The 22,363-nt window shown below is 73.3% G+C and carries 30 protein-coding genes; 17 read left to right on the top strand and 13 right to left on the bottom strand.

The genetic code is table 11. The features are described from left to right. Nucleotides 1–149 precede the first annotated feature (149 nt). The 3 genes from FZ988_RS16050 to FZ988_RS16040 form a co-directional block, all read right to left on the bottom strand. Nucleotides 150–494: an RNA polymerase-binding protein RbpA gene (locus FZ988_RS16050; RefSeq protein WP_149205038.1), complete on the bottom strand. Its 345-nt coding sequence runs from the start codon at nucleotides 492–494 to the stop codon at nucleotides 150–152. A 227-nt stretch (nucleotides 495–721) separates the two neighbouring features. Then, complete coding sequence (locus tag FZ988_RS16045) at nucleotides 722–2,917, bottom strand: ABC transporter ATP-binding protein (protein WP_149205037.1); 2,196 nt, start codon at nucleotides 2,915–2,917, stop codon at nucleotides 722–724. Further along, complete coding sequence (locus tag FZ988_RS16040) at nucleotides 2,914–3,453, bottom strand: heme-degrading domain-containing protein (RefSeq protein WP_149205036.1); 540 nt, start codon at nucleotides 3,451–3,453, stop codon at nucleotides 2,914–2,916. Before FZ988_RS16040 ends, FZ988_RS16045 begins: the two co-directional genes overlap by 4 nt. A 103-nt stretch (nucleotides 3,454–3,556) precedes the next feature. Between FZ988_RS16040 and FZ988_RS16035 the strand changes: the two genes are divergently transcribed. The 3 genes from FZ988_RS16035 to FZ988_RS16025 all read left to right on the top strand — a co-directional run bounded on the left by FZ988_RS16035 (nucleotide 3,557) and on the right by FZ988_RS16025 (nucleotide 5,419). Next, entirely contained in the window at nucleotides 3,557–4,006 is a 450-nt protein-coding gene (locus tag FZ988_RS16035; RefSeq protein WP_149205035.1) for a helix-turn-helix transcriptional regulator, read from the top strand. A gap of 5 nt (nucleotides 4,007–4,011) precedes the next feature. Next, nucleotides 4,012–4,422 carry a VOC family protein gene (locus FZ988_RS16030; RefSeq protein WP_149205034.1) on the top strand — a complete coding sequence of 137 codons (411 nt, stop codon included), beginning with the start codon at nucleotides 4,012–4,014 and terminating at the stop codon, nucleotides 4,420–4,422. Between the two features lie 160 nt (nucleotides 4,423–4,582). Beyond that, nucleotides 4,583–5,419 carry a class I SAM-dependent methyltransferase gene (locus FZ988_RS16025; RefSeq protein WP_223145167.1) on the top strand — a complete coding sequence of 279 codons (837 nt, stop codon included), beginning with the start codon at nucleotides 4,583–4,585 and terminating at the stop codon, nucleotides 5,417–5,419. 10 nt (nucleotides 5,420–5,429) lie between these two features. Here the strand turns inward: FZ988_RS16025 and FZ988_RS16020 are convergent, their stop codons facing one another. The 4 genes from FZ988_RS16020 to FZ988_RS16005 form a co-directional block, all read right to left on the bottom strand. Then, nucleotides 5,430–6,200 carry an ABC transporter permease gene (locus FZ988_RS16020; protein WP_149205033.1) on the bottom strand — a complete coding sequence of 257 codons (771 nt, stop codon included), beginning with the start codon at nucleotides 6,198–6,200 and terminating at the stop codon, nucleotides 5,430–5,432. Then, nucleotides 6,197–6,931 (bottom strand): ABC transporter ATP-binding protein, encoded by a 735-nt coding sequence (locus tag FZ988_RS16015; RefSeq protein WP_149205032.1) that lies wholly within the window; start codon nucleotides 6,929–6,931, stop codon nucleotides 6,197–6,199. The genes FZ988_RS16020 and FZ988_RS16015 overlap by 4 nt, the downstream gene beginning before the upstream one ends. Next, nucleotides 6,928–7,506: a TetR/AcrR family transcriptional regulator gene (locus FZ988_RS16010; protein ID WP_149205031.1), complete on the bottom strand. Its 579-nt coding sequence runs from the start codon at nucleotides 7,504–7,506 to the stop codon at nucleotides 6,928–6,930. The genes FZ988_RS16015 and FZ988_RS16010 overlap by 4 nt, the downstream gene beginning before the upstream one ends. 78 nt (nucleotides 7,507–7,584) lie before the next feature. Beyond that, nucleotides 7,585–7,920 (bottom strand): VOC family protein, encoded by a 336-nt coding sequence (locus FZ988_RS16005; protein WP_149205030.1) that lies wholly within the window; start codon nucleotides 7,918–7,920, stop codon nucleotides 7,585–7,587. Nucleotides 7,921–8,122: 202 nt separating this feature from the next. Between FZ988_RS16005 and FZ988_RS16000 the strand changes: the two genes are divergently transcribed. The 10 genes from FZ988_RS16000 to FZ988_RS15955 all read left to right on the top strand — a co-directional run bounded on the left by FZ988_RS16000 (nucleotide 8,123) and on the right by FZ988_RS15955 (nucleotide 15,877). Next, a complete protein-coding gene (locus FZ988_RS16000) occupies nucleotides 8,123–8,932 on the top strand; it encodes a GNAT family N-acetyltransferase (RefSeq protein ID WP_149205029.1) in 810 nt (269 codons plus the stop codon). A gap of 100 nt (nucleotides 8,933–9,032) precedes the next feature. After that, the gene (locus FZ988_RS15995; RefSeq protein WP_188079138.1) at nucleotides 9,033–10,247 is read left to right on the top strand and encodes an OmpA family protein; all 1,215 of its coding nucleotides are present in this window, start codon (nucleotides 9,033–9,035) and stop codon (nucleotides 10,245–10,247) included. Beyond that, nucleotides 10,244–10,783 (top strand): DUF3060 domain-containing protein, encoded by a 540-nt coding sequence (locus tag FZ988_RS15990; RefSeq protein ID WP_149205028.1) that lies wholly within the window; start codon nucleotides 10,244–10,246, stop codon nucleotides 10,781–10,783. Before FZ988_RS15995 ends, FZ988_RS15990 begins: the two co-directional genes overlap by 4 nt. 61 nt (nucleotides 10,784–10,844) lie before the next feature. After that, nucleotides 10,845–11,132 (top strand): DUF4190 domain-containing protein, encoded by a 288-nt coding sequence (locus tag FZ988_RS15985; protein WP_149205027.1) that lies wholly within the window; start codon nucleotides 10,845–10,847, stop codon nucleotides 11,130–11,132. After that, a complete protein-coding gene (locus FZ988_RS15980) occupies nucleotides 11,129–11,848 on the top strand; it encodes a response regulator transcription factor (protein ID WP_246169564.1) in 720 nt (239 codons plus the stop codon). Before FZ988_RS15985 ends, FZ988_RS15980 begins: the two co-directional genes overlap by 4 nt. Further along, entirely contained in the window at nucleotides 11,845–12,795 is a 951-nt protein-coding gene (locus tag FZ988_RS15975) for a sensor histidine kinase (protein WP_223145166.1), read from the top strand. Before FZ988_RS15980 ends, FZ988_RS15975 begins: the two co-directional genes overlap by 4 nt. Nucleotides 12,796–12,943: 148 nt before the next feature. Next, nucleotides 12,944–13,987, top strand: coding sequence for a zinc-binding dehydrogenase (locus FZ988_RS15970; RefSeq protein ID WP_149205026.1), 1,044 nt, complete (start codon nucleotides 12,944–12,946; stop codon nucleotides 13,985–13,987). After that, the gene (locus FZ988_RS15965; protein ID WP_223145165.1) at nucleotides 13,984–14,622 is read left to right on the top strand and encodes a TetR/AcrR family transcriptional regulator; all 639 of its coding nucleotides are present in this window, start codon (nucleotides 13,984–13,986) and stop codon (nucleotides 14,620–14,622) included. The genes FZ988_RS15970 and FZ988_RS15965 overlap by 4 nt, the downstream gene beginning before the upstream one ends. Then, on the top strand, nucleotides 14,619–15,326 hold the full coding sequence (locus tag FZ988_RS15960; protein ID WP_149205025.1) for a Type 1 glutamine amidotransferase-like domain-containing protein: 708 nt from the start codon (nucleotides 14,619–14,621) through the stop codon (nucleotides 15,324–15,326). The genes FZ988_RS15965 and FZ988_RS15960 overlap by 4 nt, the downstream gene beginning before the upstream one ends. A 71-nt stretch (nucleotides 15,327–15,397) precedes the next feature. Then, nucleotides 15,398–15,877: a GNAT family N-acetyltransferase gene (locus FZ988_RS15955; protein WP_246169566.1), complete on the top strand. Its 480-nt coding sequence runs from the start codon at nucleotides 15,398–15,400 to the stop codon at nucleotides 15,875–15,877. Between the two features lie 337 nt (nucleotides 15,878–16,214). Here FZ988_RS15955 and FZ988_RS15950 read toward each other — a convergent pair whose 3' ends face one another. The 3 genes from FZ988_RS15950 to FZ988_RS15940 form a co-directional block, all read right to left on the bottom strand. After that, nucleotides 16,215–16,697, bottom strand: a complete 483-nt coding sequence (locus FZ988_RS15950) for a hypothetical protein (protein ID WP_149205023.1) — start codon at nucleotides 16,695–16,697, stop codon at nucleotides 16,215–16,217. Between the two features lie 78 nt (nucleotides 16,698–16,775). Further along, nucleotides 16,776–17,594 (bottom strand): hypothetical protein, encoded by an 819-nt coding sequence (locus FZ988_RS15945; RefSeq protein ID WP_149205022.1) that lies wholly within the window; start codon nucleotides 17,592–17,594, stop codon nucleotides 16,776–16,778. A 202-nt stretch (nucleotides 17,595–17,796) separates the two neighbouring features. Further along, nucleotides 17,797–18,036 (bottom strand): hypothetical protein, encoded by a 240-nt coding sequence (locus FZ988_RS15940; RefSeq protein WP_149205021.1) that lies wholly within the window; start codon nucleotides 18,034–18,036, stop codon nucleotides 17,797–17,799. 258 nt (nucleotides 18,037–18,294) lie between these two features. Between FZ988_RS15940 and FZ988_RS15935 the strand changes: the two genes are divergently transcribed. Beyond that, nucleotides 18,295–18,582, top strand: a complete 288-nt coding sequence (locus tag FZ988_RS15935) for a DUF6412 domain-containing protein (RefSeq protein ID WP_149205020.1) — start codon at nucleotides 18,295–18,297, stop codon at nucleotides 18,580–18,582. A gap of 126 nt (nucleotides 18,583–18,708) precedes the next feature. After that, nucleotides 18,709–19,518 (top strand): YidC/Oxa1 family membrane protein insertase, encoded by an 810-nt coding sequence (locus tag FZ988_RS15930; protein WP_149205019.1) that lies wholly within the window; start codon nucleotides 18,709–18,711, stop codon nucleotides 19,516–19,518. A gap of 64 nt (nucleotides 19,519–19,582) precedes the next feature. Here FZ988_RS15930 and FZ988_RS15925 read toward each other — a convergent pair whose 3' ends face one another. Continuing rightward, entirely contained in the window at nucleotides 19,583–20,269 is a 687-nt protein-coding gene (locus FZ988_RS15925; protein ID WP_149205018.1) for a winged helix-turn-helix transcriptional regulator, read from the bottom strand. A gap of 169 nt (nucleotides 20,270–20,438) precedes the next feature. Between FZ988_RS15925 and FZ988_RS15920 the strand changes: the two genes are divergently transcribed. Then, the gene (locus tag FZ988_RS15920; protein WP_149205017.1) at nucleotides 20,439–21,098 is read left to right on the top strand and encodes a maleylpyruvate isomerase family mycothiol-dependent enzyme; all 660 of its coding nucleotides are present in this window, start codon (nucleotides 20,439–20,441) and stop codon (nucleotides 21,096–21,098) included. Nucleotides 21,099–21,130: 32 nt separating this feature from the next. Here the strand turns inward: FZ988_RS15920 and FZ988_RS15915 are convergent, their stop codons facing one another. Beyond that, complete coding sequence (locus FZ988_RS15915) at nucleotides 21,131–21,619, bottom strand: GNAT family N-acetyltransferase (protein ID WP_149205016.1); 489 nt, start codon at nucleotides 21,617–21,619, stop codon at nucleotides 21,131–21,133. A gap of 161 nt (nucleotides 21,620–21,780) precedes the next feature. On the opposite strand from FZ988_RS15915, the gene FZ988_RS15910 reads away from it, so the two are divergent. Then, a complete protein-coding gene (locus FZ988_RS15910; RefSeq protein WP_149205015.1) occupies nucleotides 21,781–22,116 on the top strand; it encodes a hypothetical protein in 336 nt (111 codons plus the stop codon). 85 nt (nucleotides 22,117–22,201) lie between these two features. Here FZ988_RS15910 and FZ988_RS18610 read toward each other — a convergent pair whose 3' ends face one another. Next, nucleotides 22,202–22,360, bottom strand: a complete 159-nt coding sequence (locus FZ988_RS18610) for a hypothetical protein (RefSeq protein ID WP_188079137.1) — start codon at nucleotides 22,358–22,360, stop codon at nucleotides 22,202–22,204. Nucleotides 22,361–22,363 lie beyond the last annotated feature (3 nt).

The raw sequence follows: 22,363 nt of genomic DNA, 5'->3' as shown, positions 1-22,363 counted from the left end.
GGGGGGGCGCCTCGGGGGGGGGGGGGGCCCCCCCGCGGGCCGGGCGGGGGCAGGAGGACGCCCGCCGCCCTGCGGGGCGGCGGCCGTCGTCGTGTGCGCGGTGTGCTCCGCCGGGGGGGCGGGCAGCTACGGCGTCCGGGTCGCGCTGCTCAGGCCGAGCGGCGCAGCTTGCCCGCGCGCAGCAGCTCGAGCCGCTCGGCGAGCAGCTCTTCGAGCTCTCCGACGGTCCGGCGCTCGAGGAGCATGTCCCAGTGGGTACGCGGGGGCTTGCCGGTCTTCGGCTCCGGCTTGCTGGCGTCCCTCAGGAGCGCCTCCTTGCCGCAGCGGCACTCCCACACGACGGGGACGTCGGCCTCGGCGGAGAAGGGGAGGACGATGGTGTGCCCGTCAGGGCAGTCGTAGTACGCCTGGAACCGCGGTGCGAACTCCACACCCTCGTCGGTCTCCATGCTGTGTGCGCCGATGCGCATCCCGCGCAGGGATCGGTCAGCCATCGCGTGACCTCCGTTCTGGCCGCTGGTCGGACCGGGGAGATGGCTCCGGTCCGTTCGTCTCTCGTCACTCGCGTTCGTCTGCACAACGCCCACGCACCTGCGGGTGTTCCTCATGCTCGTGAAGGTCCGGTGAACATGACGCGGTGCGCCGCGCGCCGTCGACCTCACGCTCCCGCGCCCCACCACGCAGCGCAACCGGAGCGGCGGTCCCGTGCCGCGCAGGGCGGTCAGGGGGCGGGCGTGGGGTGCTGCGGGAGGACGACCCCGTCCGTGAACATGACCCCGTCGGCGAAGCGTGCCTCGACACGGCCGCCGCCGAACTGCTCGGCGTACAGGCGCGCGTACAGGCCGCCTGCGCCCACGAGCGTGTCGTGGGTGCCGCGTTCGACGATCTGCCCACCGTCGACCGTGAAGATCACGTCGGCGTGCCGGATGGTCGACAGGCGGTGGGCGATCGCGATGGTGGTCCGTCCGGCCATCACCTCGGCCAGGGCCTGCTGGACGAGCCGTTCCGACGCGGTGTCGAGGGCGGACGTGGCCTCGTCGAGGATGAGGATGCGTGGGTCCTTGAGCAGCACGCGCGCGATGGCGAGGCGCTGCTTCTCCCCGCCCGAGAGCCGGTACCCGCGTTCGCCGACGGTCGTGCCGTATCCGTCGGGGAACGCTGCGATCCGGTCGTGGATGTGGGCGGCCCGTGCGACGTCGACCAGCTCGGCGTCGGTGGCGTCGGGACGGGCGTAGCGGAGGTTCTCGGCGATCGAGGCGTGGAAGAGGTACGGGTCCTGGGTGACCATGCCGATCGCGTCGGCGAGCGACCCCAGGGTCACGTCCCGGACGTCCGTCCCATCGATTATGACCGAGCCGCGGTCGACCTCGTAGAGCCTCGGGACGAGGTAGGTCAGCGTCGTCTTCCCGGCGCCGGACGGGCCGACCAGGGCGGCGAGCTTGCCCGCCTCGACCCGGAGCGTCGTGCCTCGCACGACCCACGCCGGCTGCACCTCGTCGCCGGCGCGCGCGGCGCCCGTCGGGTCGGCCGCCGCGGGCGCGGCGACGCGGGCCCCTGCGCGGCGGGAGGCGTCGTCGTCGCCCGCGGCCACGGGGGTCCGGGGTGAGCCGCTCGACGGGACGGACCCGAGGTGGCCACCCGGCGCGGCGGCGAACCCGAGCATCGCCGCCCGCGGCCCGGCACCGCCGAAGGCCATGCCTGAGCCGGCACCGCGCATCGCGCCGCGTCCACCTGCCGGGGGCGCCGCAGCCGTGAGCCGCGGCGGTGGCGGGTACGCGAACCACACGTCCCGCAGCTCGACCTCGCCGCGCATGGTCTCCGCGTCCAGCGGGCGCGCCTCGGGACGGTCCTGGATCGCGGGGACGAGGTCGAGGTACTCGAAGATCCGCCGGAACAGCGCGAGCGACGTCTGCACGTCCAGGGCCACGCGCATGAGGGAGACCATCGGCATGAGCAGGCGTGCCTGGAGCGTCGAGAACGCGACGAGCGTCCCGGCGGACACCGCGGCTCCGTCGGAGATCATCACGCCCGAGGCCAGGTAGACGAGCGCAGGTGTGACCGCCATGAACGCGGTGACGACGCCGAAGAACCCCTGGCCGGCCATGGCCTGCCGCACCTGGAGGTCGACCTGGCGCTCGTTCTCCGCGCGGTAGCGGGCGACCTCCGCGTCCGCGCGGTGGAACACCTTGGACAGCAGCACGCCCGAGACGCTCAGCGCCTCCTCCGTGATCGCCGTCATGTCCGCGAGGGACTCCTGCGTGCGCCGCGCAAGGACCTGGCGGCGGGTCCCCACCCGTCGCTGCAGCACGAGGAACACGGGCATGAGGGCGACCGCGATGAGGGTCAGCTGCCACGAGAGCAGCACCATCGCGACCAGCGACGCGATGACCGTCACGGAGTTGGCGAGGATGCTCGCGGCCGTGGTGGTGAGGACCGACCGGACGCCGCCGACGTCGTTCGCGAGCCTCGACTGGATCGAGCCGGTCTTGGTCGCGGTGAAGAACGCGAGCTCCATGCGCTCGAGGTGCTCGAAGAGGGCGCCGCGGAGCTCCGCCATCGCGCGGTTGCCGACGGAGGTGGTGAGGTACGTCTGCCCCACGCCGATAGCGGCGCTGACGAGCGGCACGGCGATCATCGCCGCGACGAGCCACGTCAGCAGGCGTAGGTCGACCGGACCGCCGTCGACCGGGAACAGCGCGCGGTCGAACACCGCCTGGGTCAGGAACGGCGTGATGATGCCCAGCCCCGCGCCGACGACGATCGTGACCGCGACCAGCAGCAGCGACGCGCGGTAGGGCGCCAGGAGGCGCCCGATGCGACGCAGGAGCTGCCCCGTGTCCTTGGGAGCGACCTGTCGCGACGGTGACGGGTCGGGGCGCCTGCCGTCCGGCGGCGCGCCGGGTGGTCCGTCGGTCATCGGCCCGACGCCCCGGCCTCCCCGGAGCCGGCAGCCTGCCGGCCGAGGAAGGCGGTGAGCGCCTCGACGACGAGCGCGTGGTCGTCGGCCTGAGGCAGTCCGGACACCGTGACGGTGCCGACGATGCCGACGTGCCGGATGGTGACCGGGAAGGCGCCGCCGTGCGCGGCGTAGTCCTGCACGTCGAGGCCGCTCTCCTCCGCGAAGGTCCGGCCCTTGGCCTTGGCGCGCAGGCCGACGAGGAACGACGGCGCACCGAAGCGGTCGACGACGCGCGCCTTCCGCGCGACCCAGGTGTCGTTGTCCGGCGCGGTCCCCGGCAGCGACGCGTGGAACAGGAGGTGGCCGTGCCGCCGGATGCTCACCGTCACGGGCAGCGCCCTGCTGCGTGCGAGGTCCACCAGCAGCGTGCCGAGCCGCCAGGCGTCGTCGTTGTCGAACCGGGCGAGCACGAGTCGGCGCTGCTCGTCGTCGATCTGCGCAATGAGCGCGCTGACCGCGCTCAGCGCCGGGTCGATCGTGGGCGTCTCGGGCATTGCATCCTCCAGGTCCGTGGGGGGTCCAGCGTGCCGCACGGCGGTGACATCCGCGTAGGGCCCGTGCTGGTCTGCGTGGGCGACCCGTGGCAGCATCACGCAGATGACCAGCCGGCCGGTGGAGAGCGACCGCCTGCGCGACCTCGTGCGGCTGCGGCGGGTGCGCGACAGGATCGACCGCGACTACGCACAGCCGCTCGACGTCGAGGCCCTCGCGCGCGGGGCGAGCATGTCCGCAGGTCACCTGAGCCGGCAGTTCCGCCTCGCGTTCGGGGAGTCGCCGTACGCCTACCTCATGACCCGGCGGATCGAGCGCGCGATGGCGCTGCTGCGCCGCGGGGACATGAGCGTCACCGACGTCTGCTTCGCCGTCGGGTGCGCGTCGCTCGGCACCTTCAGCACGCGGTTCACCGAGCTCGTGGGCGTCCCTCCGAGCGTCTACCGCCGTGAGGCCGCCGGGAGCAGCCCGGGGCTGCCCGCGTGCGTCGAGAAGCAGGTCACCCGACCGGTCAGGAATCGAGAAGCGCGCGTCCCGGAGCCGCACCTAGCGTGACGGCCATGGACATCACCATTCACTCCAGCTTCCTTCCGCACGACGACCCTGACACGGCGCTGGCCTTCTACCGCGACGTGCTCGGCTTCGAGGTCCGCAACGACGTGGGCAAGGGAGGGATGCGATGGATCACCGTCGGGCCCGTCGGTCAGCCCGGCACGTCCATCGTCCTCGACCCGCCCTTCGCGCACCCAGGCCTGACCGAAGACGAGCGCCGGACCATCGCCGAGATGATGGCGAAGGGCACGTACGCCATGCTGCTCCTCGCGACCCCGGACCTCGATGCGGTGTTCGAGCGTCTCGTCGAGCACGACGCCGACGTCGTCCAGGAGCCCACGGAGCAGCCGTACGGCGTCCGTGACTGCGCGGTGCGGGACCCCGCAGGCAACCTCATCCGCATCCAGCAGACGCGCTGAGGCAGCACCCGCTCTTCGCCGTCCTGCACGCCGCGGTGCGGCGGCGGCGAGGGGCGGGAAGACCAGGTCGGGCGCCGAACCTGCTGGCGTTCGGGTGGTCCAGAGGGTGCGGGCGGCGCGCCTCCTGGGCTGGGTCGCCCGGCTCTGGTAGTTGGTTGAGATGAACCACGACGCAACGCCCAGCCCGACCGCCCTCATGTCCGCCGCAGCCCGCGCCGCGCACCTGCTCGTGGACGCCGACCCTCCTCTCCTCGTGGACGAGCAGGCGGCGGCCCTGTGCGCCGCAGCAGAGCCGTCGCCGCTGACGTACCAGCTGGCCGCCCCGCAGGAGCCCGTGCTCGCGGCGGCCCGCCTGTCGGCGACGGCGCGCAGCCGCTTCGCGGAGGAGGTCGCCAGGGCGTCGGGCTGCGGGCAGCACGTCGTCCTCGGCGCCGGGCTCGACACGTCGGGGCACCGGCTCCCGACGGTCACCACCTGGCTCGTCGACCTCCCGGGCGTCCTCGTGTGGCGACGCGAGCGGTTCGCCGCCGCGGGCCTGGACGACGTGGGCGTACCCGTGCCGGCTGACCTCCTGGTGGACGACGTCCTGGATGCGCTCGTGCGTGCCGGGTGGGACGCGGGACGCCCGACGGCCGTGACGTGGCTCGGCACGGTGATGTACCTCGACGACGAGTCCGTGGAGCGTGTGCTCGCACGCCTCTCGGGCCTCGCTCTCGGCTCGCACGTCGTGCTCGACCACCTGCTGCCGGCACCGGACCGCGACGCCGCCGGGCAGGCGTACGTCGACGCGCTGTCCGCCGCCGTCGGCGCCTCGGGGGAGCCATGGCGCTCCACGCTCTCGCCCGAGGGCGCCCGTTCCCTCCTCGCTCGCGCGGGGTGGTCGGTGGTCCGGTCCAGCCCCGAGGCCGACAGCTGCCCGGCGGGGTTCTGGGACCGGACCGACGCCCTGCGGCCCCAGCGCCTGGTCAGGCTGGTGCATGCCGTCCCCGCGGGGTGAGGGTCCGCACTCAGTCCAGGCGAAGTCGGTTCCAGGTCCGGATGGTCGCCCACGTGACGAGCGCCGCGAAGACGGGGACCGTGGCGAGGTGCTCCGGGCCGACGGCGGCCGCCATGTCGGTCCCACCCGCACCCGACCACAGCGCGGGGACGGCGAACGGGAACCACAGCCCGCCGCCGAAGGTGACGACGAGCTGGGCTGCTGCCACGGTCGCGATCAGCGCGCCGACCCCCGCCAGGTAGCTGCGGGCGAGCGAGGCGACGAGCCCGAATACCGGCGTCAGGAGCGAGGTCAGCGCCCCGCCTCCGAGCAGGGCCCAGGCCCGGCCCGCGGCGTCGGGGTCGAGGGCCGTGCCGTCGATCACCACGATGCCGAGGATCGTCAGGCACCCCGCTGTCGTCGTCATCGCCACGGTGACGAGCGCCGCGAGCAGCATCTTCGCTCCGGCGATCCTCCCCCTGGTGACCGGGAGCGCGAACAGGCCGCCGACGGTCCCGTCGGAGAACTCGCGCCCGAACACCCACGTCGACAGGAACCCGCCGCCCAGCAGCGCGACGACCGTGAGCAGCTGCGCGGCGAGCCCGAGGTGCCCGGTCGTCGTGGCGTCGGCCGTGAGCATCTCGAGCTTCCCGGCGGCCGCCCCGCCGGCGCGTCCGCTCCGCGCGCCGACGACCATGCCGACGGTCGTGAGCGGCACGGAGAGGCAGACGACGACCGCCGTCGCGCGGGCGGTGCGGGACCGCCGCAGCTTGAGCCACTCGACGCGGGTCGCGGGCCTCATGACGGCACCGAGGTGTCGTAGGCATGGACGAGCTCGAAGAAGGTGCGCTCCAGGTCGAGGCCGCCGGGCGGGAGCGCCCCGATGAGGCGTCCACGGTGCATCACGCTGATCCGGTCGGCGATGCGGGACACCTCGTCGAGGTGGTGGCTCGAGACGAGCACGCCGCACCCACGTGCCCGCGCGTCCTCGAGCAGCCCACGCACGAGCACGACCCCGCGCGGGTCGAGGGCGCTCGTGGGCTCATCGAGCACCAGGACGTCGGGCAGCCCGATCGTCGCGCACGCGATCTGGAGGCGCTGCCGGTTGCCGTGGGAGAGCTGGGACGCGCGGCGCCCGCGCCAGGCGCCGAGGTCGAGCCGGGTGAGGAGGTCCTCGGCCCGGACGCGCGCCGCCCGGGGCGGCACGAGGTGCAGGGCGGCCGCGACACCGAGGTTCTCGTCGACCGTCAGGTCCGGGTAGGCGAGCGGGGACTCGATCATGTGCCCGACACGGCGCCACACGTCCGGACCGGCTGCGTCGACCGCCGCACCCAGCACGCGCACCACGCCGGAGTCGGGCCGGCTCATCCCCATGAAGGACTTCATCAGCGTGGACTTGCCGGCGCCGTTGAAGCCGATGAGGGCGTGGACCTCGCCGGGCTGGACGTCCAGGCTCGCCCCGTCGAGCGCGCGGTCCGTCCCGTAGCACCGGACGACGTCGACGGCGCTCAGCGAGGCGACGACGGTGCTCACGGCCGCTCCCCGGACGGTCGTTCCTCGCCCACGAGCACGCTCAGGGCCTGGGTGACGACGTCGGACAGGGACCCGCCGGAGGAGTCCGCCGCCCACGCCATGAGCGCCGTGCCCGTGGCGGCGAAGGCTGCTGAGGCGGCGACGCGGGCCTGGCGCGGGTCGGCACCGGTCGCGACCAGGGCGTGCGTGACGGCGGCCTCGCTCTCCTGCGTCGCCGCGAGCAGGGCGCCCCGCAGCGCGGGCAGCTGGGCGGCGATCGCGACCCGGCGTCGGGCGGACGCGCTCTCGACCGGCTCGATCACCGCGAGCGCCTGGACGAACGCGTCGTGGATCCGGCGGATGAGGGGGCGGTCCGCCGGCTGGGCCGCCACGAGCTCGGCGAGCATGGGGTCGTAGGGGTCCGAGACGAGCACGGACTCCTTGGTCGGGAAGTGCCTGAAGAAGGTCATCTGGCTGACACCCGCCGCGGCCGCGACCTGCTGCGTCGTCGTCGCCTCGTAGCCCTGTCGTTCGAACAGGTCGAGCGCGGCCTCGAGGAGGCGAGCGCGGGTGCGGAGCGTGCGGGACGGTGCCACGGACTAGATGTTAGTCACTAACATGAGGTGGTGTCACGGATCTGGTCGGTCGCGCGGGGGAGCGGCTGGGTGGACCGCTCAGGCGATGCAGAACGCCCTGCCGTCGACGTCGCGCAGGACCGTCCACGAGCCGTGCGAGTCGCTCCGGGTCGTGACCACGCGGGCCCCGAGGTCCACGGCGCGCAGCACCGCGGCTGCCGCGTCGTCGGACCGGAGGTCGAGGTGGACGTCGGTGGAGGCGGGCGTGGTGCGCTCGGGCGCGGGCTGAACGATCAGGAGGAGCGGCCCGCCGTGGACGTGGATGAACCCGTTGCCGCCCGCGGACCAGTGGCCGTCGAGAAGAGCGGCCCAGAACGCCGCCGTCCGCGCCGGGTCGGCGCTGTTCAGGGTGATCGCGGACATCGTCACGGCCATGGTGCACGGTAGGCCGCGGGGTCGGGGTCACCGGACGACGTAGGTCCCGCGACCTGCCCGCGCAGACGGCGTGCGCGCTGACCGAACCCTCATGGGGGGCCGGAGGTCGCACGGACATCACGCGCGGGCGTGCCAGCATGCGACCAGCCTGGCCGAACGAGGTGCAGGGCTCGGTGCGTGACGTGACGGGGAGTGTGAGCAGATGCCCGGCGAGACCCACGACGCTGCGCGGCGCGCGTTGGCTGCCGTGCCGATCAACGTCGGGTTCGCCCGCGCGGTGCTCGACGGCACCGCCGCCGGCGAGCTCTGGTGCGACGACCCCGCACACCCGCGTGCGTTCCACGCGATCCACCCCTATGGCATGTCGCTCGTGTGGGGTGACGGCGTCGGCGACGCGTTCGGGCGGATCGTCGCGCGGGTCCACGCGCTCAGGGAGCGCGGGGCCGACCAGTGGATCCAGGTCGAGCCTCGATGGCAGGACCTCGACTGGGACCGGGCGCTCGAGGCCGTCCCGCTGGACGCCGTCGAGCAGGGTTCGTCGTGCGTCACCGTGCGGCACGTGCGCGTGAACTTCGCGTTCGACGCCGACGGCAGCGGCGCCCGCCCGGCTCACGAGCCGCGCGACGCCGGCTGGAGCAGCCGTCGCGCGACCGCCGGGGACTTCCCTGTCCCCGGGTCGGTCGTGCCGTCCGCGTTCTGGCCCGACGCGACCGCGTTCCTCCAGCACGGGGGCGGCGTCGTGGTCGAGAAGGACGGCCAGGTCGGGGCGATCGCGTTCGCCTCCTACCGGTGGGACGACCACGTCGAGATCGGCATCGAGACCCTGCCGGCCTTCCGGCGCCGAGGGCTCGCCGCGGCCGCGGCGGCCGGCATGGTCGAGGCGGTCCTGGACGCCGGGCTGACGCCCGTCTGGTCCTGTCGCGCGGAGAACGTGGGCTCGTACCGCCTGGCGGAGCGGGTCGGGTTCCGGCCGACCGCCCACCTGCCGTACTTCCGCGTCAGGGGCGCCTGACCGGGCCGGGACCAGGACCGGGCCGCATGTCGCAGGACTGCGACGTCCCTGCGACACCGGCGCTACCTCCCGTGATCATCGGTCGCCTACGGTGACTGCCATGTCAGCCCCGAAGCGCAGTCGAGGCCTCCTGGCCGTGGTGTCCCTGATCGCTCTCACCGCGTGCGGCACGGCCTCGGCCGACGACGCGCCGCAGCCGAAGAAGACGGCGTCGTCGCCGACCGCACGAGCGACCGCCGAGGAGCCCGAGGCTCCTGCGACCCCGACGGCCCCCGCCGTCGCGGGGTACGAGCCGGGGGAGATCCCGCCCGTCCCGCTGATCGTCATGCCGGACCTGTCGATGCTCGACGCGTCCCTCGCGGGCTTCGCGCTCGACGTCGACGCGGCCGTCGGTGACATCCCCGGCGTGACCGTCACCCCCACGCGGTGCGACGCGACAGGCGCGGTCGAGATCGACCGGGGAGCTCTGCTCGCCTACGGCGACGGGTCAGGTGTGCTCACGGCTCCCGACGGCACGGTCGTCAACTACGGCGACGGCTCGGGCACCTACGAGCTGAACGGCGTCGCGGTCACGGTGTACGGCGACGGGTCCGGGACCTACACGGCGGGCGACGTCTCCGTGGTCAGCTACGGCGACGGCTCGGGCGTGTACGACGACGGCACGACGCAGGTGTACGTGCACACCGACGGCGCCGGCGGCTGGTCCCGCGGCGACGCCTCGATCGTCAACTACGGGGACGGCTCGGGCGTCTACACCGTCGGTGAGACCCAGGTCGTCAACTACGGGGACGGGACGGGCCTGTACTCGGACGGCCGGCTGACGGTGATCAACGACGGGACCGGGACAGCGACGGTCAACGGCATCCCCGTGCCGGCCGACCCGCTCCCGCCCGTGCCCCGCCTCGGCGCGTTCCCTGCGATGGGGACGATCGCGCCCGTGCCGTCGTGCGGTGCGACGCTCACGCTCGACACCGGTGTGCTCTTCGACTTCGGCTCCGCCGAGATCCGACCGGACGCGGACGCCGCCCTCGACGCCCTCGCCACGGCGCTGGTCGGCCTCGCGGCCCCGGCGGGCTCGGTCGAGGGCCACACCGACTCGGTGTCGTCGGCGGAGTTCAACCAGAAGCTCTCGCAGGACCGTGCGCAGGCCGTCGCCGACGACCTCGCGGCTCGCGGAGTCGGTACCGCCTTCAGCGTCGTCGGCCACGGCGAGGACCGGCCGGTCGCGCCGAACGAGCTCGACGGCGAGGACAACCCGGCGGGCCGTCAGCTCAACCGCCGGGTCGAGATCCTCCTGCCCGGGGTGACGTCGTGACCCGGTGGCGGGCCGTCGCTGTCTCCGGTGCGCTCGTGCTGACGCTGGCCGGGTGCACGGTCGAGGTGGTCGACGACGACGCGCCGACACCGGCCCCGACGCGCGAGAAGGAGCCGGGCCGGGGGTCGACGCCTGCGGGCCCGGCCACGCACGAGCCGCCGCAGGAGGCCGGTGCGGACGCGGCGGGAGAGATGGCGGACGGTACCCCGGGCCTGCCGTCCCGCGACGACCTGCGCGCTCTCGTCGCAGGGCAGACGGCCTGCCAGGACGGGGACGTGAACCTCGACCGCGCGGGGACGGCCGTCGAGATCACCGACGGCTGCTCGACCCTCACGGTCGCCGGGGCGGACTCCGTCGTCGTCGCCACCGACGTGTCCCACCTCGTCGTGACGGGTGCCGGCTCGCAGGTCGCGGTCCGCAGCGCCACGAGCGTGACGATCGACGCCGCGGGCGTCACCGTCACGTGGGAGGACGGCACCCCCGCGGTGACCGACGACGCAGCAGGCAGCAGCTACGGCGTGGTGGGCGCGCCGTGAGGTGGCGCCCGCACCACGGGCCGGACCACGAACCCCGTCACGACCACAGCAGGAGGCTCCGATGAGCGCGCACCACCCGAACGCCGCCTACCCGCAGGCCCAGCCCGTGTACGCGGCGCCCCGCCCGACGAACGCCCTGGCCGTCGTGACGCTCGTCCTCGGGCTCTGCGGGCTCGCGGTGATCCCGATCATCACCGGCCACGTGGCCCTCCGGCAGATCCGGGAGCGGGGCGACGGCGGGTCGGCAGCGGCTGTCGTCGGGCTCGTCCTGGGGTACCTGAGCCTCGCCGCGTACGTGGTCGTCCTGCTCGCGCTCACCGGGCTGGTGGTCTGGGGCGGCAGCCAGTGACTGCCCCACGCGTGCTCCTCGTCGACGACGAGGAGGCGATCCGCGACGGGCTCGCCTCGTTCCTCACGCGCAGCGGCATGGAGGTCGAGACCGCCGGCGACGGGGAGGCCGCGCTGGCCCTGCACGCACGGTGGCGTCCGGACATCCTCGTGTGCGATGTGCTGATGCCGCGCCTCGACGGCAGGTCGGTCGTCCGGCGGCTGCGCGCAGCGGGGGACTGGACGCCCGTGGTCCTGCTCACCCAGGTGGGGGAGTCCTCGGAGCGGTCTGCGGCGCTCGAGGAGGGGGCCGACGACTACCTCAACAAGCCGTTCGACCCGCAGGAGCTCCACGCCCGGGTCCGGGCGGTCCTGCGGCGGGCCGTGCCCGGCGAGCCGCCGCTCGTGTCCGCGGAGCGCCTCGTGAGCGGTGACCTGGTCCTGGACCGGACGGCGCGGCGGGTGTGGGTCGCGGGACGCGAGGTGATGCTCACCCCGAAGGCCTCGCTTCTGCTCGACTACCTCATGACCCATCCCGACGAGCTGCACACCCGTGAGCGGCTCCTCGAGGCGCTGTGGGGGTTCGAGCTCGCGGTGAGCAGCCGCGCCGTCGACCACCGGGTCGCCGAGATCCGCCGCGTGCTGGGCGACGACGCGGCGGCGCCGCGGTACGTCGAGACCGTGCAGTCGCTCGGGTACCGGTTCTGCGGCGCCGTGCAGCGCGGGGTGCGGCCGTGAGCGACGCGCGTGGTCGTCGGGTGGGCCCGCTGCTCGCCGCCCTCCTGCCCGGGCTCCTGGGGCTGCTCGCCGCCGGCGCGTTGCTCGGATCCGGTCGCAGCCTGCGGGTGGTGGTCGGTGCCCCGCTGCCCGTGGCTGTCGCGACGGTGGGGCTGCTGGTGACGGCCGCCGCGCTCGCCGGCGCGGCGCTCGCCCGGGGTCGACGTCGGGCCGTCGCGGTCGCGGCCTCCGCCGCCGAGCGTGCCGGACGGGAGGACGAGCGCGCCGCGCACCGGCGGTTCCTGCTCCGGCTCGACCACGAGATGAAGAACCCGGTGACGGCCATGCGTGCCGCACTGCCCGGTGTGGCGCCCGACCGCACGCTGCTCGACGCCGGCCAGGCGCGCGCCTACGACACCCTCGAGCAGCAGGCCGTGCGTCTCTCGGGTCTCGTCGCGGAGCTGCGGAAGCTCGCCGAGCTCGAGACCCGCCCGCTCGACCAGGAGGACGTCGACCTCGCGCAGGTCGTGCAGGACGCAGTCGCCGACCTCGGCGACCAGGCGGCGGCGTCGGGCGTCGCGAGGACGATCACGGTGACCCTGCCACGCGCCCCGTGGCCGCTGCCGCACGTGCGCGGCGACGCCGACCTGCTGTACCTGGCGGTCCACAACCTCGTGGCCAACGCACTGAAGTTCTCGCCCGCCGACTCGCCGGTCGAGGTCCGCGGCTCGGACGACGACGGCGTGGTGGTCGTCGAGGTGGCCGACTCCGGGGCCGGCATCCCCGAGCACGAGCAGGCGGCCGTGTTCGACGAGCTCGTCCGTGGTGAGCAGGCGCGCGGCATCCCCGGGTCGGGCCTCGGCCTGGCGCTCGTGCGCGTGGTGGCACAGCGGCACGGGGGGACGGTCACGCTGCGGTCGCGGCCCGGTCAGGGGACGAGCGCCCGGCTGCGCCTCCCGGCCGTGTGACGCTGTCGCTGGTGTCGGTCGAGACGCGGGTGGCTGCCGACCCCGGCCGGCGCGGTTCCGTCGCGGGCATCGGGGTGGTCGGAGAAGCGGAGTACGCTCCGAGTTGAGCGCAGTCCAATGGCGGGCTGCCCCAGCGAAGGAGCGGCGCATGGGAACCACCATGCTTGCGGAGCGGTTCGACAGCCGGACGCGGAAGGTCACCCTCGAGGAGCTCCCGGTGCCCGTACCCGGCCCGGGAGAGGTGCTGATCAAGGTCGCGTTCTGCGGCATCTGCCAGAGCGACCTGAGCCTCATCCAGGGTCACCTCCCGTCGTCCCTGCCCGTGGTCACCCAGGGGCACGAGGCGTCGGGCACCATCGCCGCGCTCGGCCCCGGTGTCTACGGCTGGGCGGAGGGCGACCGGGTGATCCCGTCCGCGGGCCGTCCCTGCGGACGCTGCCGGGCGTGCCGGCGCGGCGCGTTCACGGACTGCTACGACCTTCAGCTCATGGCATTCGCCTACGACGGGGCGTGGGCGGAGTACCACCTGGCGCAGGCCGCGGGCCTGACGCGGGTCCCTGACAACGTCGACATGGCGCAGGCCGCGCTCCTCGCGGATGCCGTGTCCACGCCCTTCGCCGCCGTCGTGCGCACCGCGCAGGTGCACGTCGGCAACGCGGTCGGCGTGTGGGGCGTCGGCGGCGTCGGCACCCACCTGGTGCAGCTCGCCAAGCTCGCGGGCGGCGTGCCGATCATCGCCGTCGACCTGAACGACGCCGCGCTGGAGCGAGCGGCACGCCTGGGTGCTGACCACACCTTCCGTGCCGACGACCCCGACCTGCACGCGAAGATCCACGACGCGACGGGCGGTCGGATGATCGACGTCGCGTTCGACGCCGTCGGGATCCCGCAGACCGTCCGTCAGTCCATCGAGCACCTCGACGTCGGTGGCGTCGCCGTCAGCGTCGGCCTGTCCGAGCAAAACATCGACGCGGGGCCGTTTCTCGACTTCAACGTCAAGCGCAAGCAGCTCCGGGGCCACCTGGGCTACAAGAGCCAGGACATCGCGATGCTCGCCGAGATGCTCAGCTACGGCCGCCTGGACCTGTCCGAGTCGATCTCCCAGATCATCCCGCTCGAGCAGGTGCAGGACGGGATCAACATCCTTGCGAACAAGACGGGCAACCCGATCCGCGTCCTCGTGCAGCCATGAACGCCGCCGCGATCGAGGGTGGGCGGCGCGAGCGTGCCAAGCAGGACAAGCACGAGCGGATCTTCTCCGCTGCGCAGGCGTTGTTCGCCGAGCACGGCTTCGAGCGGGTCACGACCCAGCAGATCGCGGACCGCGCCGACGTGGGGACGGGCACGCTCTTCCGGTACGCGACGACCAAGGGGGAGCTGTTCCTCATGGTCTACAACGCACGGTTCACGGCCGCTGTGGACGGGGGAGCGCTCGCCGCCCGGAGGCACACCGACGTCGTCGACGCCGTCCACGCCCTCGTCGAGCCCGTCCTGACGTGGTCCCGCAGCCTTGGGGGGTCTGCCGACTACCAGCGCGAGCTCCTGTTCGGGCCGCCGGGGGAGCGGTACCGCGACGAGGGGCTGGCCGTCGTCGCGGACCTGCAGGCACGGATCGCCGGGCTGCTGCTGGCCGACCGGCCGTCACCGGACCCGGACACGCTGCGGGAGGCCGCCCGGGCCGCCCGCAGCGTCTTCGCGGTCCTCAACCTCCTGCTGGTCGAGCCCCTGAACGACCTGCACACCGGCGACGACCCGAGCGCCGAGCTGCACGCGCAGGTCGCGCAGATCGTCCGGGGCTTCCAGGCCGCTGCTAGCCTCCGCGGATGATCGGCACGGTCCTCACGCTCGGTGGTGGCGGCTTCTCGATGTCCGATGACGGCACGTCCGCGATCGACGACTACCTGCTGGGGTTGACCGGCAAGGACCATCCGCGCGTCTGCTTCGTCCCGACGGCCAGCGGTGACGCCGACGGCTACAGCGAGAGGTTCGAGGCGGCGTTCGCCGGCCGTGCCGAGACGTCTGTGCTGTCGCTCTTCTGTCACGCCCCGTGGGGCTACACGGACCCGAGCGTCCTGCTGGAGCAGGACGTGGTGTACGTAGGCGGCGGCTCGACCGCGAACCTGCTCGCGGTCTGGCGGCTGCACGGCCTGCCGGACGTCCTCGCGGAGGCCGCCGCGCGGGGCGTCGTCCTGGCCGGCATCAGCGCGGGGATGAACTGCTGGTTCGACGGGTCCTCGACGGACTCGTTCGGCACGCTCGCGCCGCTGGCTGACGGGCTCGGGTTCATCGGTGCGTCCGCGTGCCCGCACTACCTGGGGGAGCCGGGGCGCCGCGAGAAATACCTGGGATGGGTCGGCGACGGGTCGCTCGGGGCCGGCTACGCGGTCGACGACCACGCCGCCGTCCTCTTCCGGGACGGCCTGCTCGTGGAGGCGGTGGCGGAGCAGACCGACCGACCCGTCTATCGTGTCGAGCGCGATCGGTCGCACCGCGCGGTCGAGCTCGCGGTGCCGGTCCGCCTTCTGGCGTGACCCCCGGCTGACATGCAGCGCTCCAAACGACAGGCGCACGGCGGTTGCATCGTGCGACGATCGCGGCCGTGATGCTCCGCGACGCGACAGACGACGACCTCGAGCTGCTCTACGACCTGCTCCTCGAGGCGTTCAACTGGGACGGGACGCCGCGGTTCACCCGAGCGGAGATGCTCGCGGACGCCCACACCGAGCGCTACCTCGGCGGGTGGAAGCGCCCGGACGACTGCGGGCTCGTCGCGACCGACGACGACGGTGGCCCGCTCGGCGCCGTCTGGGCGCGGGCCCTGCCCGCCGCCGCGCCGGGCTACGGCTACGTCGCGGACGACGTCCCGGAGCTCGGCATGGCGGTGGCCCGTCCTCATCACGGCCGGGGTGTGGGGTCGGCGCTGCTCGCTGGCGTCCTCGATCAGGCTCGCGGCCTCGGGTGGCGGGCCTTGAGCCTGAGCGTCGAGGACGGGAACGGCGCCGCCCGCGCGCTCTACGCGCGGCACGGATTCGTCAGGGTCGGCCGCAACGGTGGCTCCGACACGATGCTGCGCGAGCTCTGAGCGCGCCGTGACCGACTGGTGAGGTGCCAAGGGTGACCTGACGGACCTACCGGTGACGATCCACGGGGTGTGGAGCGAGCCGCCACTCGCGCGCAGCGCGAACGCCTCGCCGTCCGGCCCTCGGATCGACTGGTACAGAGACGTATCGCGTTGAGACGATTAGCCTCTCGCGGCGTTCCGATGCCGCATCCGGCGCGGATGTCCGAGCCGGACACGCTCTCGTCGAGGGCTGATCGTCATCGGCCCCAAGTCGGCACTCCTCCTAGGCGTGAGACTCGGCCGCCTCGACTTGCCGGTGCTCGTGGCCGAGCCGCTGGTCTAGTGAAGTCGAGCGGGGTCAGGCCGGCTTGCTCGGGTCTACGCCGGGGGCGGTGCGGGGAAGAAGGTCCGGCGCGACGGGGAACCCCAGGTGGTGGATCCGCCAGCTGCTCTCGGGCATTCCCACGAGCTCGGGGCGCCAGACGAGCGTGGCGTGAGCAGTCGCGGGCACGTCGGCGAGGCTTGGGCTGCGGTGCTCGGTGGTCTCTACCAGACGCACGTACGCGACGTCGCGGACATCGTCGGATGGGAAGAACGCGGTCATGCTGATCCTCAACCCCGAGGCGAACAGCGCTTCGGCACGCGAGAAGTCTCCCCACGCCTCGACCGACTCGGGGGTCACGAACGCCTGCGCAAGGAACGCGTTCCGCAACTCGCTTGGTTCCGTAGCAAGGGCGGTGCGGAAGACGTCAACGAAGAGTGAAGGGTGCCAGGCTGGCAACGCCTCGTACTCGACGCTCGCATCGTCTTCGTCGGTCCACCCACCCGCGTCATCGTTCATGACCCCATCCTGGCGCAGAGGGCTGACACCGGGCCGGGCGAGCGTCAGGCAAATGGGACCCCCGGGGGTTGGGGAGGCTCAGGGCTCTGGCGTGGCCGCGAGGCGAGGAACACCGTCCAGCTCAACAGGCACGCGTAACTCGCCGACCCGCAACCGGGCGTGCTCAAGTAGACCCTGAACGTTCGAGAGGTGTTCGGCGGCATCCTCCTCGGTGATCGTGAGGGGTGGACTACCGTAACGGGCAGCCGGCCGTAGATCGGCCAGGCGGGCCAATGACCCGTGATAGGCACGCGGTGCGTTATCGAGCCGAGTGAAGTTCCTCAGCCAGCCGACCCTTCGACTATGGCGTGACCGTGACGGACCCAAGGGGTCGTCGTCCTGCAAGAACATCATCGCCGTCACGGCCAGCTCAGCGCAGGTGAAGGCGGCGTCGAGGGCTGGGCCCAGATGCCTGCGTTCGAGGGCGCCTGTCGCCGCCGCCTCGTATTGGTCCGCAAGGTCGAGTAGAGCCGTCGCCCTGGCGCGGTTGCGTCGGAAGTCGAAGGCAGCGACCACGTGCCCGTTCGGCAACGTGACCATCGCCGCCCAACCCGCGTCCGGATCGAGGTTCGCCGGACAGAGATCCTCAAGAGCCTCGACATCCGCGACGGTGATCGGTTCGCCGGCCTGAACTGCGCGAGTGACGCGTACGCGAGCAACGAGGTCCGCCTCGTCGTTGAGCCGTACCTCAGCGACGCCCGCACCGGGCCGCAGGATCGCGACCGCTCGGCGTAGCGGGCCGGTCACTTCTTCACCGCCCCGGCGCGCGATCTCCGGTTCCCAGAAGATCTGCCTGAAGCTGTCGAGGACGCCAGTGGTGAACTCGTCCGAGGCATTATCACGGTCTGCCGTCTCCATCCACGCAGCGTTGCACTCGGGGCATCGCTGGGAGAGACGTATCAGGTCGCGAGGCCGGGATGCTTGATCCTCTGCACGGCCCCGCCCAGGCGGACCCGGTTGGTCAACCCGACCGCAGGCGCGAACGGCGGTAGCGGGACCATTGCGGCCCGGTTGGTGGTCCACCGGTCGACCGCCGGGTCACGAACGACGGCGTCCCACATCAGACCACCGCCGCCGACTCGAACCCCAGCGGAACGTCATCGCCGCGCGTCATGTACCGACGCCACGCAGCGCCCTCGTGCTCGTGCGCCCACTGAGCCGCGAGGCCCGCGAGCATGTCGCCGCAGCCCGAGCACACGCGCAGCGCGAGCGCCTCACCGTCAGGTGCGGTGACCGTCAGCCACAGCGCGTACAGCGGGAGCGCGTGCGAGTGCACCTGGTGCGCGACGTGCACACGCACCGTGGCCGACAGTTCGCACCACAGGTCAACGGTCCCGATGAAGTCCGCGAGCGGACGAGGCGGAACCCATCCCGCCGACCTCAGACGCGAAAAGATCGCCCCAGGGCTTGACTGCCGATAATGGACATTATGTCATTCGGGACGGGTGGCGACACTGAGACCCGTCCCCTGGCGGCTTCGCAGGCGCACGGGGCTCAGGTTCCGGCGTAGCCTGAGCGTCACGCACCGATCGCAGGCCGGACCGACGGAAGGACGCACGTGCCCGACGCCCTTCTCGCGCTCGTGCGCGATGTCCCGGCACTGATCGCCGTCGCGCTCGGCGTCGACACCCTCGGCTCGGCGCTGGTCCTCGTCGGTGTCACCACGCTCGTCGTCCTGACCCTCTCGCTGCTCTCGCGCAGCGCAGGCATGGCCGTGCTCGGCGCGACGCCGTCGCTCGTGAGCCGCTCCCGGGACGCCTGTGGCGTCGTGCCGTTCGCGACGCAGAGCGACCCTGACGCTCCCGGGCGTGCCCGGCCGCGTGCGCCCGGCCTGCTCCTCGGCTGATCACCCAGGTCCCGAGGCCCCCTTCATGCTGCGCGCGTCGAGCGCTCTCGACGTGACGTGCTGCCCCGGCGACCCGGGTCGATCGGCGAACGCTGACCCCCAGCCGTTCGACCGAGGACTCTTCCCATGGACCCGTTCACCCTGCCCCCCGTCGCTGCCGCGCTCGACCTCACCTACCGCGGCCTGATGGCCCTGACCGACCTGCTCGAACCCGTGGCGGGCGCCGCCGCCGCTGCTGCCGCCGTGATCCTCGTGACGCTCCTGGTGCGCACGGTGCTCATCCCCGTGGGCATCGCGCAGGCCCGCGCCGAGCGCACCAGGGCGCGCCTGGCCCCCCGTCTCGCGGAGCTGCAACGCAGGCACCGGAAGGACCCGGAGGCGCTGCAGCGAGCGACGATGCAGCTGTACGCCGACGAGGGCACGTCGCCCTTCGCGGGCTGCCTGCCCGTCCTGGCGCAGGCGCCAGTCGTCAGCGTGATCTACGCGGTGTTCATCCACCAGCAGATCGCCGGGCACGGCAACGACCTCCTCGGGCAGACGCTCGCGGGTGTCCCCCTCGGCACCAGCCTGGCCCAGGCGATCGGCGCAGGCGCCTCCGTCCCGACCCTGGCGGTGTTCGCGGTGCTGGTCGCTGCGATCGCGGTCGTCGGAGAGCTCACGAGGCGGGCCGTGGCACCCGGTGGCCTGCTCGCTCCGCCCGCGACCGGGTCCGGTGGGACCGGGGCCGCCACTCCCCCCAACCCGCTCGCCGCGCCCGGGATGCAGGGCGTGATGGGTGTGCTGCAGTTCATGTCCGCGGCGATCGCGTGCGTCGTTCCCCTGGCCGCCGGCCTCTACCTGCTCGTGACCGTCTGGTGGACGTTCGGCCAGCGCGTCCTCCTGCGTCGGCTGTTCCCGTTCGGCGACGCGGTCCATCCCGCGCGGCGCGCGGCGTGAGGACCGCGCGCCGCGCGGCGTGAGCACCGCGCGCCGCGCGGCGGCTCGGGTGCGCGGGGCCGCCTCAGGCGTGCAGGGACGTCGCGAGGACGAGTGCGTCGACGGCGGCGCTGTCTCCGGTGACCTCGACGTCGTCGGCCTGCGTCCAGGGCCGACCACCGATCAGCACCTCGGTCAGGGCGCGCGTCGGCGCCGTGAGCTCGGCGGTCGCGCGCGAGGCCGGCGTCCGGGCGTCGGTGCGCGTGACGCTCGTGCCCCCCGCCCCGATCGTCGCCCGGTACGCGACGGGCTCCGCTCCCGCCCGGCGCGAGTCGACGAGGCCGAGGTCGACCACGACGGGCTCTGCGAGGTCGGCCACGGGCCGTGCGTGCGCGCGCATCGCCAGGACGAGCGTGTCCGGGCTCATGTCAGCGTCGCGCGGGAGCTCGGGCGACGACGTCGCCCACAGCGCGAGGGCGGTGTTCACGGACTCGAGCCCGAGGCCGCGCTCGGTGAGCTCGTACACGTCGACCCCGGCGGGTGCCGGCAGCGGGTGGCGCACCGCGATCCCGTGGCGCTCGAGGTGCTGGAGGCGCTGGGTCAGCACGGTCGGGCCGATGCCGAGGACGTCACGCTGGAGCTGTGCGAAGCGCTTCGGCCCGAGCAGGAGCTCCCGCACGACGATCATCGTCCACCGGTCGCCGATCAGGTCGAGCGCGTGCGCTGCCGCGCACCCGTCGTTGTAGGAGGCGTAGGTCCGTCGTGTCGCCACGCCCCTACGCTACCGCGGCGCACTCGCCACGGAGTAGCGCGCGCTACTGTATCTGTAGCATCCTGTCAGCGGGCGACTCCCCTGCGGTCGCCGTGACCAGGCCGAGCCGTCCCCCACCGGGACCGCCCGATCACCAGCCCACCCCGATCACGACCACGAGGAGAGCGCGATGGAGCCATGGACGCCAGGACGGTACTGGGAGGCCATCCGTGACGAGCGGGCACGCCTCGTCGCCGATCTCGAGGCACTGACGCCCGACCAGTGGGCGGCGCCGACCCTCTGCACGCGCTGGACCGTCGAGGACGTCGTCGCGCACCTCACGGCCGGCGCGAGCGTCGGCAGGTGGGCGTGGCTGCGCAGCATCATCGCCGCCCGGTTCGACGCCGCCGTGCACAACGAACGCCGGCTCGCCGAGCACCGCGGCCCCACCCCCGCGGACACGCTGGCGGGCTTCCGGGCGGTCGTCACCTCGCGGGTCGCTGCCACCGGCGACCTGTGGGCATGGCTGGGTGAGGTCGTCGTGCACGCCACGGACATCCGCGAGCCACTCGGGATCACCACCGCGCCGGACGCCGATGCGGTCCTGGCCGTCGCGGAGGGGTTCGCGCGCAAGGACTTCACCGTGAACTCCCGGACGGCGTCGAAGGGCCTGAGGCTCGTCGCGACCGACAGCCCGTTCCGTTCCGGAGACGGAGCCGTGGTCGAAGGGACCACGCTCGATCTCGTCCTCGCCATCGCGGGCCGCACGACCGCCGCGGAGCGCCTCGTCGGCGACGGCGTCCCGAGGCTGGTCACCGCGATCACCGGCGCCCGGGCGGCACGGACCTAGCCGGAGGTGCACGGGCGCGGACCGTCCGCGCGTCAGCCGAGCGAGCGGCTCCAGCGCTCGTCGAGCCGCGAGGCGTCCCGCGGGTGCGGCATCACCGTGCCCGTGGGCACGAATCCCGCTGCCCTGTAGAACGCGATCGCCGTCGTGGCGTCCTGCGCGACCCAGAGCGAGACGGTCGTGCCGCCGTCCGCCTGGGCCCATCGGCACGCGTGGTCGAGGAGCGTTGCGCCGAGGCCCTGCCGACGTCGCTCTGGAGCCACCCACAGCGCGACCACGTGGCGGTCGTCCGGCCCGGCTCCCGGTTCCTCGATGACGTCGACCAGGCCCGACGGGGTCTCGTCGGCGTCGGCGTAGCCGGCGAACCACGCGCTCGACCGCAGCCGCATCCGCCAGTGCGTCTCCCGGAAGCCCTGCTCCCGCCCGAGCTGCGACCCGAACGCGTCGGGGTCCTGCGTCAGGGCACGGAGCCGGAGGTCACGCAGGGTGATCCATTCGTCCTCGGTGAGGCGTACGACGCGCATCCGACCATGGTGCCCGACGCCTCGCCGCGTGTCGGCGCGCCACCCCGGCACCTCCGGCCCCCGGGCCGGATGTCGTCGACACGTGGGCTCGGGCGCCCGCGACGTCCCGCTCCAGCCTCGTGGCGCCGTCCCGGGCTGCTCCTCATGGGAGGCTGTGCACCATGGCCGCTCGCGAACCCCACGACTCCCCCGACCCGACCGAGGCAGCCGGCTCCCCCGCGGGTGCGACACCCGGCGCGGAGGAACGGGTGACCTGGGCGGGCAACCGGCCGCTCGACAGCCGTTGGTGGTGGTCGCCGTCCCTCATGGTCGTGGTCGGCATCGTCGTCATCGGCTACCAGATGAGCGCCTACCTCGGCGAGGGCGGCATCTGGCTCAACGGCGTGATGATCGCCGTGGGCGTGGTGGTCGTTGGCGCGGGCGTCGTGTCCATGGTCCGAGCACGACGCCGTCACCTGGCCGCTGGGACCGACCTGCCGCCGTCGGGCGACGCCTGACAGCTGACCGCACGCGCCGACCCTCAGCCCGAGGTCGCTCCCGTCGACCTCCGGGCCCGCACCCGGTCGTCCGCCACGCTGCGGCTCAGGACGCGGGCTCCGTCGCGCGCGTCGCGTCCGCGATCTCCTCCTCGGGGCGCGGGGGCACCGTCTCGTCGAGCTCGATGTGCGGGACCTCGACGTCGGCACCGAGGTGGCCGTGCGGGTCCGGTCCTGCGACAGGTGCGGGCGGTGTGGTGCTCATGGG

Origin of the sequence: Actinotalea subterranea, assembly GCF_008364845.1 — a bacterium.
Taxonomy (GTDB): domain Bacteria; phylum Actinomycetota; class Actinomycetes; order Actinomycetales; family Cellulomonadaceae; genus Actinotalea; species Actinotalea subterranea.
Note: the sequence above shows the minus strand (reverse complement) of the source record. Positions and strands in the feature narration are given on the sequence as shown.